General features: G+C 37.3%; 11 protein-coding genes. 1 reads left to right on the top strand and 10 read right to left on the bottom strand.

Features of this window, described 5'->3' with window-relative positions:
* Nucleotides 1-15: 15 nt before the first annotated feature.
* From purC to NPA36_RS05045, 8 genes are all read right to left on the bottom strand, one after another.
* Nucleotides 16-726, bottom strand: coding sequence for a phosphoribosylaminoimidazolesuccinocarboxamide synthase (purC, locus tag NPA36_RS05080; protein ID WP_256945026.1), 711 nt, complete (start codon nt 724-726; stop codon nt 16-18).
* A gap of 182 nt (nt 727-908) precedes the next feature.
* A complete protein-coding gene (locus NPA36_RS05075) occupies nt 909-1,685 on the bottom strand; it encodes a DUF3307 domain-containing protein (protein ID WP_256945025.1) in 777 nt (258 codons plus the stop codon).
* Nucleotides 1,682-2,359, bottom strand: a complete 678-nt coding sequence (locus NPA36_RS05070; protein ID WP_256945024.1) for a SatD family protein — start codon at nt 2,357-2,359, stop codon at nt 1,682-1,684. Before NPA36_RS05070 ends, NPA36_RS05075 begins: the two co-directional genes overlap by 4 nt.
* 455 nt (nt 2,360-2,814) lie before the next feature.
* On the bottom strand, nt 2,815-3,672 hold the full coding sequence (locus NPA36_RS05065; RefSeq protein WP_256945023.1) for a YitT family protein: 858 nt from the start codon (nt 3,670-3,672) through the stop codon (nt 2,815-2,817).
* 143 nt (nt 3,673-3,815) lie between these two features.
* Nucleotides 3,816-5,120 carry an adenylosuccinate lyase gene (gene purB / locus NPA36_RS05060; protein WP_256945022.1) on the bottom strand — a complete coding sequence of 435 codons (1,305 nt, stop codon included), beginning with the start codon at nt 5,118-5,120 and terminating at the stop codon, nt 3,816-3,818.
* 1 nt (nt 5,121) lies between these two features.
* Complete coding sequence (purK, locus tag NPA36_RS05055) at nt 5,122-6,246, bottom strand: 5-(carboxyamino)imidazole ribonucleotide synthase (RefSeq protein WP_256945021.1); 1,125 nt, start codon at nt 6,244-6,246, stop codon at nt 5,122-5,124.
* Nucleotides 6,239-6,706, bottom strand: coding sequence for a 5-(carboxyamino)imidazole ribonucleotide mutase (gene purE / locus NPA36_RS05050; protein WP_407932783.1), 468 nt, complete (start codon nt 6,704-6,706; stop codon nt 6,239-6,241). The genes purK and purE overlap by 8 nt, the downstream gene beginning before the upstream one ends.
* Before the next feature lie 175 nt (nt 6,707-6,881).
* Complete coding sequence (locus NPA36_RS05045; RefSeq protein WP_256945019.1) at nt 6,882-7,316, bottom strand: GNAT family N-acetyltransferase; 435 nt, start codon at nt 7,314-7,316, stop codon at nt 6,882-6,884.
* Nucleotides 7,317-7,442: 126 nt separating this feature from the next.
* Here NPA36_RS05045 and NPA36_RS05040 point away from each other — a divergent pair, with 126 nt between their 5' ends.
* Entirely contained in the window at nt 7,443-9,158 is a 1,716-nt protein-coding gene (locus NPA36_RS05040) for an NFACT family protein (protein WP_256945018.1), read from the top strand.
* 729 nt (nt 9,159-9,887) lie between these two features.
* Here the strand turns inward: NPA36_RS05040 and NPA36_RS05035 are convergent.
* Both NPA36_RS05035 and pepT read right to left on the bottom strand, forming a co-directional pair.
* Nucleotides 9,888-11,216 (bottom strand): DUF6688 domain-containing protein, encoded by a 1,329-nt coding sequence (locus NPA36_RS05035; RefSeq protein WP_256945017.1) that lies wholly within the window; start codon nt 11,214-11,216, stop codon nt 9,888-9,890.
* Between the two features lie 365 nt (nt 11,217-11,581).
* The gene (pepT, locus tag NPA36_RS05030; RefSeq protein WP_256945016.1) at nt 11,582-12,811 is read right to left on the bottom strand and encodes a peptidase T; all 1,230 of its coding nucleotides are present in this window, start codon (nt 12,809-12,811) and stop codon (nt 11,582-11,584) included.
* Nucleotides 12,812-12,821 lie beyond the last annotated feature (10 nt).

Below are 12,821 nucleotides of genomic sequence, written 5' to 3'. Positions count from 1 at the left end.
TTTGATGTGAAATTTTTATAATGCTTGAATGCGATTGAGAACTTCTTGATAAACAGAAACAAGGTCGCCTAAATCTCTTCTATAAACATCCTTGTCCAAATGTTCGTGACTATTTTTATCCCATAAACGGCAGGTATCTGGGGAAATTTCATCAGCTAGGACAATATTACCATCTTGGTCCTTGCCAAATTCTAGTTTGAAATCTACTAAAATAATATCCAATTGCTTGAAATAATCTTTAAGGCTTTCATTAATAGCTAGTGTCATTTCTTTAATAGTTGCTATTTCTTTGAGGCTAGCTATTGCTAAAAATGCCACATGATCTTCATTGATAAATGGGTCATCTAAGGCATCAGACTTGTAATAGAATTCAATAATTGGTTTGTCTAGAGGAATCCCCTCTTCAATACCAAATCGCTTTGAGAAACTTCCAGCAGTAATATTTCGTAAGACAACCTCTATCGGAATAATAGTTAGTGCCTGCACCAATTGTTGGGTTGGGCTAACCTCTTCTACAAAATGGGTCTTATGCCCTTTTTGGTTAAGGTATTGATAAATATGGGCACTAATCTGATTGTTGAGCATTGCTTTTCCTTCAACAGTATCTTTTCTAAGACCATTTAAAGCAGTTGCTTGATTGAGATATTCAACTAATAAAATATTTTCTTGCGTCGTTTGAAATAGTTTCTTTGCCTTTCCACTATAAATCTCTGCTAACTTTTCCAAATCACAGCCCTCTTTCTCTTTAAATACGAACATTATTTTATAAGAACTATAGTTTCGTTCGGTTTCATTGTAACACACTCAAATATATTTACAAGTTTTGCAAGGGATTTTGACTTTTAAAATTTCATGAGAAAAGCCCTATCTTGATGCGGTCTAATGACCAACAACAAGATAGGGCTTTCTTATATCCCGAAACAAATCCATGAGATAAGCAATACTGAAATAATACTGTATAAGGAACCGATTAAATAATATTCCGCAAAAGCAGGGCTTTCTGAAATTTTATTGTAACGTGCAATTGATTTTGCAGTAAAGACCAAGCCAATGGCAGCAAACTGACCCAGAATTATTAATATTCCCATGGCAATACGCTCTAAACTTCCAATGGTTGCTCCAGCTCCCACTATCGTTTCCTCTTCCTCAGACGCTTTAGTCTTAACGCTTTTTAGATTATCCGGCTGGTATTTAGTGAAAAGAACTTTAAAGAGAATATTGATTGGCTTAGTGATGAGAATAAAGAATAAAAGAAAGGTCGGAATCTGGTAAAAATAACTATTGATTTCGAAAAAACTTGTACTCATTAACCAGAAATATAAACCAATAATCGCAACCAAGTGTAAGGCTTGGTCAATTAAAAAGGCATTTCGTTCCCAATTATAATTTGCTTTTATAGACCTATCGGCTTTTCTATTTTTGGTGAAGAAAAACTTACTGCTGTCTAACAGAACATGTGCTAATCCAACTGCTAAAAAATAAGCAGCATATTTTTGGAAGAAAATGCTGAGTATGAGATAGCCTAATCCTACTATTAAGAGATGATGCACTAAGCCTTTGTGGCTTGTTTTCTTAGTTTCAGCCATTTGGGGTGACTGTAATTGAAAATCCACTAAAAAATGCACCGCTAGACTAATGGTTACTATTGGATAGGCATTCAAATAGTCTGATAGTAGATACGTCATGTATTCTTCTCCTCCTCATTTGCAAAAAAACTAACCAATTGAGCAGCCAAATGGTTCATGGTACGAAGATATAGTTTAATGCCACTCGATTTCAATCGCTTGGTAAAGGCAGAATCCGATAGATTCATGGATTTAGCAACAACACTTTGGTCAAATCGCTCTTGATAGATATTCAAGTCTAAAATAGCTTGAAAAGTTTCCTGCTGACTAAAAACCCAGCGAGACTTAATAAATTCTGTCAAGGCCAGTTGAATAGTGATAGATTGGTCAAAATTGGAATGGCCTGATTCAAAAGCGATTGTACTAGTTCCATAATCATCATTGTCATGAATATAGTTGATCGCTTTTCTAGCGTTCCAATATGCGGGTCCATCCGCTCCAATACTTTGTCTAGGATTAATGGCCGTAGTTATTTCTCCCACCCCAATCCCAAAACGAAGTGCACTGAGCTTAAATTCATTTTTAATGTAATCAATAATCTGAAAAACAGAAGAGGATATTTTTAGTAAGCCTTGAAATTCATCACCGATTGTAATGGTAAAGTTGGATAAAATGATTTCCTGATGACGTATATTAACCTCTTCTAGGATATTTTTTAACTTTTTCTGAGCCAACTCACGGTTTTCAATTTTTTTGGAGTCAATCATATCCCCTATAATAGCAATACATAACATAGTCTCACCTCCTTATTATTTCCATTATAATGGACAAAACCAGAAATGTCTATTAAAACGGACAATGTTATAAAACTAATTTCCTTTATAATGGAAAATAATAGTTTTTGCCGTTATAAAGGAAATTTGTTAACCAATATCCTTCTAGCACTAAGATATAAAGAGTTTCCAGCTCCTTTGTCGAAAATAAGAGCTATAGGCATAGAGGAAGGCACAAAATTCATAATCATTAATATCTATTTTTTTAATCACAAAAAAGTTTTGCAAAAAAGGTTATCAGAAATAACGGTAGAAAGCTAAGCCAGTGAGACTTAGGCTCACGGCGGTGCCACCGTTCTCATTTCTGATAACCTTTTTCGCAAAATTTATTTGTTTAAACAGCAGCATGGACTTCTTGCTCAGCCTCTTTGCAGCATAGGAGTTGAAAGCTTGTATACGAAAGATCTTGCAAATACTTACCCCACCTTATCCTCAAGATAGAAGGTAAAGCCTTCCCCAATAACCTGTTTGACATCAGTAATAATCACAAAAGCTGTTGGGTCAATTTCATGAATAATCCTTTGAATAGGCATTAATTGAAGTCGGTTAACAATTAGATATAAAACTTTCTTATCTTCCTTAGAATAGAAACCAGCTCCATCTAAAACCGTAATCCCTCTTCCAACCGTTTTCTGGATAGCATTACCGATTTCCATATGTTGTTTGGAGATAATCATAATCGATTTCTTGGGATTAAATCCTTCAAGAATGAAATTAATCATTTGACTGGCAATAAAGAGCATAATCAAGGTAATAATGGCACGTTCAAGTCCGATAATAAAACTTAAAGGAGTCACAATAATAACATCAATCAAGAGTAGTGAAAACGATACATTCCAGCCCAGATATTTCTTAGCTAACATAGCCAAAATATCACTTCCCGCTGTCGTTCCATTACCTAACATCACAATCCCTAAGGCAAGACCAGTTGCACAACCAGCAGCCACAGCAGCAACCACAGGAGATGATGGCACAAATTCATACCAATTCTTTGTCAGACTCAAGAAAAAAGACATAGAAATGACTGAGACAATAGTATAAGCAATAGTGGCTTTCTCCAAATAGCGATAACCAATAATTAACAGAATTGAGTTAAAAATAAAAGTGGTAATAGCCGGACTCCAACCGAGCGTATAAAATAAAAGCAAGCCTATCCCTGTTACGCCACCCTCACCAAAATGATTGGGAATAACAAAAGCGTTGATTCCGAATGAAAAAATAAATGAGCCAATAATAACTAAAGACATGGAGATGAGTGTTTTTCGATTAAACATATGCATTTCGTCCTTTTCTTAAAGATGACTCAAGATTGATTACCATCATAAGAATAGCAATCAATCTTGAGTCTATAACTATAATAGCATTTCTTTTACTAGTTATGCTATCTAATTGTTGTAATTTTAAAAAATAATGGGTTTCAAGCAGGTGCTACAATGCCAACACGGTCAAAGATGGTATCCACTTGACTAAGGTGATAGTGGTAGTCAAAGGCATCATCCAAATCCTCCATAGTTAACACTGACATAATTTGAGCATTCTTCTCTAATAATGGTCTGAATTGCACCTGATTATCCCACGCCTCTGCTGTACAAGGCTGGATCAAGTCATAGGCTTCTTCCCTACTCATTCCCTTATCAATTAGTTTTAAGAGAACACGTTGGCTGTAAATCAAACCAAATGTGGCATCCATATTACGCAACATATTCTCAGGAAATACAGTCAAATTCTTAACGATATTTCCAAAACGGTTCAACATATAGTTTAAAAGTGTCGTGCTATCTGGTAAAATAATTCGTTCAGCTGACGAATGAGAAATATCTCTTTCATGCCACAAAGATACATCCTCATAAGCAGTTATCATGTAACCACGAATAACTCGAGCTAAACCGACCATGTTTTCAGAGCCAATTGGATTACGTTTGTGAGGCATAGCTGAAGACCCTTTCTGTCCCTTAGCAAAGAACTCTTCCACTTCACGAGTTTCTGATTTTTGTAACCCTCTGATCTCAGTAGCAAATTTCTCAATACTTGTAGCAATTAGGGCAATAGCTGCCACATATTCCGCATGTAAATCACGTGGAAGAACTTGTGTAGAAATATCTTGTGCCCGGATACCTAATTTGTCACAAACGTAGGCTTCAATTTGTGGTGGGATATTGGCGAAAGTCCCTACAGCTCCACTAATTTTTCCTGCTTCAACCCCTTTAGCAGCGTGTTCGAAGCGTTCGATATGCCGTTTGATTTCAGAATACCAAAGGGCTAATTTTAAGCCAAAGGTTGTTGGTTCTGCGTGAACCCCATGCGTTCGTCCCATAGTAACTGTGTATTTATGTTCCAATGCTTTGGCAGCAAGAATATCTAAAAAGTTTTGTAAATCGGCACGTAAAATGTCATTGGCTTGCTTTAATTGATAGCCATAAGCCGTGTCTACTACGTCTGTACTAGTTAAACCATAATGAATCCACTTGCGCTCATCCCCTAGAGATTCTGAAACAGCTCTAGTAAAAGCCACCACATCATGTCTGGTTTCTTGTTCGATCTCTAAAATACGATTGATGTCAAAAGAAGCATTCTGACGAATTTTTTCTACATCTTCACTTGGTATTTCACCTAAAGAAGCCCAAGCTTCATCAGCAAGAATTTCAACTTCTAGCCATGATTGGTAACGGTTCTCATCTGACCAAACGGCAGCCATTTCTGGTCTAGTATAACGACTTATCATTTTAATTATTCCTCCAAATTCTAGTATCATCAATTTCTTTCAGTGTGGTTTGAATACAATCAGTTAGTATAGTAATGTGCCCCATTTTTCGGTTGTATTTACCCTCTTTTTTTCCATAATCATGAAAATGCCAGTTGGGTTTATGTGTTTTTAATTCAAAAACTTTTTCTTGATCTTGCCCTAAAACATTGACCATAATCACGGATTTCAGTAATTGGATGTTTGGCATAGAAAGACCTAAAACAGCCTGAATTGATGTGTCAAATTGTGAAAAATTGCAAGCTTCAATGGAATAGTGTCCTGAATTATGTGGTCTGGGTGCTAACTCATTAATAAAAATAGTTTCCTCTTCTACTAAAAACAATTCAATACCTAAAGTACCAACTAAGTCTAGTTTGTCGGCGATTCTTTTTGCTAAGTCTTGAATTCTCATTTCTATGTTACTTGAAATACGAGCAGGTACAATCGAAAGATGAAGAATATTGTCCCTATGTTGGTTTTCGCTAACAGGAAATAAAGATAGCTGCCCAGAAGCATTGCGGCTAACCATAATCGAAAGCTCCTTACTAAAAGGCACCCATGCTTCTAAAATACATTCACTATTTTCGACAAGTTCCATTGCTTGCGGCAGATGGCTAGAATCTTTTAAGATTACTTGGCCTTTCCCATCGTAGCCAAAGCGACAAGTCTTAAGAACAGCTGGATAACCAATCTTTTCTAAAGCTGGCATTAGATGTGATGTTTCATAAACAGGTTCATAATTTCCAACTGGCAAGCCATTCGACCGCAAAAAATTTTTCTCTAAAATACGGTTCTGTGTTATCTCAAGGACTTGAACTCCCTGTGGAAAATTACTCGTATTGGTGAGTTGTTTTAAGGTTTCTGCATCCACATTTTCAAACTCATAGGTAATGACAGTTGAGAGCTGACAAAGTTCTTTCAAGGTAACAGGGTCATTATAGGCTGCGACAAGCTGTTGGTCGCTAACCTGTGAAGCTGGGCAATCCTTTTGGGGGTCTAGAATGATGACACGATAACCAGATGACTTAGCTGATTGAGCCATCATCTTTCCTAACTGACCTCCACCAACAATACCGATTGTGATATCAAGATTGGGATTATTCATAGAGGTCATCGCTACTTTCTATTGCCATTTCCGCCATCTCTTTTCTTCTTTCTTCAATCTTTGTAGCGATTTCTGGTGAGAAGGCACCCAAAATTTGAGCAGCAAACAATCCTGCATTAATGGCGCCAGCTTTTCCAATGGCCATAGTGGCTACTGGAACTCCGCCGGGCATTTGAACAATTGATAAGAGCGAATCCATCCCCTGTAAAGCACGTGATTGAATAGGTACACCAATCACTGGCAAGGTCGTTTTTGCTGCAACCATACCCGGTAAATGAGCCGCTCCACCAGCACCAGCAATAATGACCTTGATGCCTCTTTGCCTAGCCTTTTCAGCAAAAGAAAACATGAGGTCTGGTGTTCTATGAGCTGAGACAACTTGTTTTTCATAGGGAATTCCTAACTGGTCTAAAATGACACAGCAATGTTTCATCGTTTCCCAATCAGAACTACTTCCCATAATAACCGCAACTTGAATGGACACAAAAAAACCTCCCTTAAGGAATGTGACTCTCAATACACCAAAACAACGGTTTCGTGCTATCGAGACCTAATACGGACTTAATAATAGCACAAAACCTCTCTAATTACGAATGTTAATTACAAATTGATATGTTTTGTTCGCAAATAGGGTGCTATTTTTCAATCAGCATATCAATATGAGGGATGTCATCTTCTAGATAGACATCGGAAATAGCCTTAAAACCAAAACCTTCATAAAATTTTTCTAAATAGGCTTGTGCTTGCGCATGAATTGGCACATTTGGATACCATTCTTCAATGACCTCTAAGGCTTTAGCAACCAATACTCTACCTAGTCCTGACTTCCGCTGGCTTTGCTCAACCAAAACTCGTCCCAGATGTATGCCATCCTCTTCAAGAATTAAACGACAATAGGCTTGGACGCCTTGATTATGTTGTGTCCAGATGTGTAAACAATTCAGGTCTGCATCATCCACTTCAGGATAAGGGCATTCTTGTTCCACCACAAAGACCAATACACGTGCTTTATAGATATCAAACAGCTCTCGATTTGTTAATTGTTCAAACTTTTTAATGTTCCATAACATGGCAATCAACCTCCTTGTTTTATATTCTAATCATAATGTAAAGAAGCCCAAAAATAAAGACTTAGACCCCCTATTGAAAAACATGTTATAATAAGAAACACAAGAAAAATGACAAGGAGAACCTCAATGACATTCGATGGTTTATTTACAAAATGGATGACAAAAGAGATTAGCGACCAGATTATTGGTGGCCGTATTTCAAAGATCCATCAGCCCCTCCCCTATGAAATTCAACTGACGATTCGTGCTAATCGGAAAAACCATATTCTACTCTGTTCGGCTCACCCTATGATGGCTCGCGTTCATTTTATGACTGAAAAGGCAGACAATCCCGAAACAGCACCTAATTTCTGTATGATTTTACGCAAGCATTTAGAGGGAGCTATTATTAGTGACTTTAAACAATTAGGATCTGACCGAATCTTGCAGATGGATATCGATAGCCGTAATGAACTAGGTGATGAAGCCAAATGGCGTTTCACGATTGAGTTGATGGGACGACACAGCAATATGTTTTTAATCAACCGACAAGAAAACCTGATTGTTGATTGCTTAAAGCGAGTTCCACTCAGCCAGAATTCTTTTCGAACACTACAACCGGGTGCTGTTTACCAACTTCCACCCCACCAAGTTAAAAAGAATCCTTTTGATTACGACCTCTTTCAACTAGATGTTCTCTTACAAATGAAGCCAAGTCAAGAGCAAGCAAGTAAACTTTTGATGGACCAATTTCAAGGCGTTAGCTCACAGACAGCTCATGAAATTGTTGAACGAGCTTTAAGAAAAGACCAATCTTTAGCCGAAGCCCTCTATGGGTATATTCAAGAAGGCAATCAAGCCTTACGACCAACCCTATCTATAAGAAATCAAAAATCTTACTTTACACCATTCCCCTATCTCAGTTTAAATGCTGATCAGGAAAAATATTTTGATTCCTTATCAGCTCTGCTGGAAGCTTATTATATCAACCGATCGCAGGAAGAACGAATCCAACAATTGGCAGGCAACCTTTTGCAAATGCTGAAAAGTGAATTGAAAAAGAACTGTGATAAACTGGTTAAACTGGACGATGATTTGGCTAAATCTGAACAGGCAGAATCGTATCGCATCAAGGGTGACTTGTTAAATACCTACCAGCACATGATTGAGAAAGGCCAAGACCAGATTACCTTGGACAATTATTATGACGATAATCAGCCCATGACTATCGCCCTGTCTCATCGCCTTAACCCTTCTCAAAATGCACAATCTTATTTTAAACGATATCAAAAATTGAGGAACTCTATCCAGCACATTGAAGAACAAAAAAGAGAAACCCTTGAAGAAATTGATTATATCGAAACGATTCTTGTGCAAATTGAAGATTCAGATGTAAAGAATCTAGAAGCTATCCGAGAGGAATTAACCCAAAGTGGTTATCTAAAAAAACAAGCTCGTAAAGGCAAGCAAAAAACTGCTTCATCTAAGCCATACGAGTTCTTCGCATCAGATGGCACTCGCATACTGGTTGGTCGCAATAACATTCAAAACGACCAACTAAGTTTGCGAACAGCGAAAAAAGATTATCTATGGCTTCATGCCCAGAATATTCCGGGAGCCCATGTCATTGTTGAATCCAACAATCCAAGTGACGAAACCATTGGACAGGCAGCCAATCTTGCAGCCTACTACTCAAAATTCCGTCACTCGGCAACCGTTCCAGTTGATTACCTACCTGTAAAATTTTTACGCAAACCAAATGGTGCCAAACCAGGATTTGTGGTCTATGAGGGGCAACAAAATACGTTTATTACGCCTAACGAAGAACTGGTCAGACAAATGAGTAAACCGGTTCAAAGATAAGAAAAGCAACTTAAAAAATCAATTAGTTCATAATGTACTCGTGTCTCCATATAAATCTACTCATCAAACATAAAAGAGTTTCCGAGAAATAGATCGGAAACTCTTTTATGTTGTAAAATACGGACTTTTTCTTAACTTCCTACTTCTGCTAAATTTATCTAGATAGTCTTTGTGCTTGAAAGATTAGTTTTAATTGGAACCATAAATTTAACGTGCTAAGCAAAAAGTTCAAATGGTAATCAAAAAAAATAGTTTTCCAGAAATGTATCCGAAATAACGGTGTATAGCATAGCTGACGCACAGTGGATGTTGGGGCTGGGTAAAAAGTCCAGGCTGCTATTCAAACAAAAGAGTTTTGCGAAAATCTTAGCAGAAATAACGGTGTAAAGCATAGTTGGCGTACAGTGGATGTTTCGGCTTTAGCCGATTACAGCCACGTAGACAGCTAAGCCAGTGAGACCTAGACTCACGGCGGTGCCACCGTTCTCATATCTGCTAAGATTTTCGCAAAACTCTTTTGTGATTTAAAAATAACTATTAGTCATTATGGACTTTTTTTCCCAGCCCCTTACAGCCACGTAGGCAGCTAAGACCGTGAGATCAAGGCTCACGGCAGTGCCACCGTTCCCATTTCGGATACATTTCTGGAAAACTATTTTATGAGTTAGAAAGCTTTTATTTTATTTTATGACAAACTTTTTACCCACCCCTGTTGCAGATTATATCTTATTATTTTTCATCATAAGTTTCATAGGATCTACTCACTTCAAATTTCTTAGGAAAATATTGTAGAGCAATCCTATTTTCTGGATTGGCATCTGTAAAATATAAAATAATAAGGAAAAACCACTCCAATGGTTTCATAAGGACATAGACAATATCTGCACTAGTCTTGCTTTTAACCAGACGTGCCAAAGGAAATCCATAGCGGTCATAGACAAATCTGACCACCTTATGGAAACGTGGAGCTTTTTCCTCTATGACTTGTTCAAAAGCATTGGCAATAGACAGTTGACGGTTCACGACGACAATATGCCCATGACGAACTCCATATCGAATCGGCTTAACAATCTTTTTATGTCCTCCAGCCGCAACTGTACACAGATAATGTTCATCCTGAAATACATTTTGTGGAGAAACTTGCTCGGATAAGGACCACTCACTGGTCTCTGTCCAAGTTTTGATGATAAGCGCTGGCGATTGGCCAAATAGGACTAAAATACCTACTCCCACGGCTAAAAGTGGCAAAGAAAAGATAAGTATGGCAATTGGCCATGATTTAGTCGAAGACAGAATTAAATTAATCTTCTGTAATAGAGGATTAGAGTACACCTTGTTCAGCCGTGATTGCTTTTGATTCCATTGCGAGACAATGATGCGAAAAAGACTAAGTGAAATGATAATAAAGTTTAACGGAAACAAGATAAATGTTCCATACTGATAAGGGGCTAATCTCGGCGATAGTTGATAAATTAAGATAACTGATTGTATCAATCCAAGTAACATCATAGAAAATGACAGGATGATTTTAATAGGACTAGTCTTCTCTAATTTGACAAATGATAAGTAAACGTAAGCTACAATGGACAAGATAGCAACAGTCACAACTAATGGTAGAGCTTTGGAATAAATTGGGTTGTGCACATCATCGTTAATCAATTGTATAGGCCAATCTTTTTGTGGAGATGCTAAAAAACTTAATTGTAGAAAAAATATTGGCGAAAAGAGCAAAAGCGACAATCTTTGCAGTACCATATTATAAGAAAAGGATTCTAGCTTTTTATAAGGTTTTAAAAGATTAATAGTATTTAGTATGGGTAAAATAACACAGAAAAATAGCACAGGCCCTACAAAAAATACAAAAGCAAAACCATAAGTAACTATATACCCAAAATTCCTAGCAATCTCTGTGATGGAAAGTGTAGTACCTACTCCTATTCCCGACATAAAACCTAAGAAAATGGCTATAAGAAAAGAGACAACTACTCCTATTTCATATAGAGTCAGTATAGGTTTTTGATGTAATTGTGTTATAAATTTTTTGATTCTATCTTGCATGCCTTGGCCCTCCTTTTCCTAAGGTTACTCGTTCTATAGTCAGAATGTCAATCAACGCTAGAAAAGCTTAATCAAATTAGTGACTTCTTTACAAATGAGTTAGATTAATATTTCTTAACAGATAGACCAATTATTATGTCACAAAAAAATCTCCGAAAACTAGAACTGAAATGAAAACAGTGGTCCTCCGTGAGCCCTAGTCTATGGCTTACGAAAGTACCACCGTTTTCATTTCAGTAATTTATCTGGAGATTCTTCTGTAGTATATCTAATAAAATGTGGCTTTATCATCATTGCCCTACTAGAATTCTCAAAATTTTAGAGATAGCTTCTTTACTTTCATTTTGAATTGAATTATCTACTCTTTATTTGCTCACAGCTAGCTTAGCAATCTCAATAATCACATCTCTAGCTTTTTCCATGGATTGTAGTGAAACAAACTCATAACGTCCGTGGAAGTTTTCTCCTCCAGCGAAAATGTTTGGTGTTGGTAATCCCATGAAAGAGATTTTAGACCCGTCTGTTCCGCCACGAATTGGTTCGATGATTGGTCGAATGTCTAAATTCATCATGGCTTCTTTAGCAAGCTCAACCGATTGGAAGTCTTTTTCGATGACTTCAGCCATGTTGTAATACTGATCGAATAGATTTAGGCTAATGCGTGGGTTGTCAAAACGTGCGTTTATCTCGTCAACAACTTTTGTTAAATAAGCTTTTTTGTCTTCAAAAAGTGTTTTGTCATGGTCTCTAATAATATAAACTAGAGTCGCCTCTTCAACCGTCCCTTCAGTAAAAACTAAGTGATAAAAGCCTTCTCTTCCACAGGTGAACTCTGGACTTTGGTAAACAGGTAAACTAGTTTGAATCTCACTAGCAAGACTCAAGGCATTGACCATAGTATTTTTGGCGCTACCAGGGTGGACATTCTTGCCTTGAATAGTAATTTCAGCCTGAGCAGCGTTGAAGCTCTCATATTGCAACTCGCCAACAGGTCCACCATCCATAGTATAAGCAAAATCACAGGCAAAATCAGCTACATCAAAAAGATCAGCTCCTCTACCAATTTCTTCGTCAGGACCAAAAGCAACTCGAATTGTTCCGTGCTGGATAGATGGGTTGGCCAACAAATAGGCACCAGCCGTTACAATTTCCGCTACTCCAGCTTTATCATCAGCCCCTAGAAGTGTTGTGCCGTCCGTTGTAATTAGTGTCTGTCCTTTATAATTGTTTAAATTCGGGAAATCAGTAACAGATAAAACAAAGTTCTTGCCTTCATGTAAAACAATATCGTTTCCATCATAGTTTTCATGAAACTGAGGATTAATTCCGACTGAGTTAAAATCAGCTGTATCCACATGGGCAATAAACCCAATCGTAGGAACTGTTTTATTGGTATTTGAAGGGATTGTTGCAGTAACAAAGCTATTGACAGGGTTTAATCTGACATCTGAAAAGCCTAACTCCTCTAATTCAATGACCAAATCTTGTAAAAAAGCTGTTTGGTTTGGCGATGATGGTACTGTTTTGCTTGCATAATTGGAGCGTGTATCTTTTTTGATATAGGAGATAAAACGTTCAAGTAGTTGGTTTGGCATAAATAGACCT

Source organism: Granulicatella seriolae, assembly GCF_024543085.1.
Classification (GTDB): Bacteria; Bacillota; Bacilli; order Lactobacillales; family Aerococcaceae; genus Granulicatella; species Granulicatella seriolae.
This window is presented reverse-complemented; position numbering and strand designations above follow the sequence as displayed.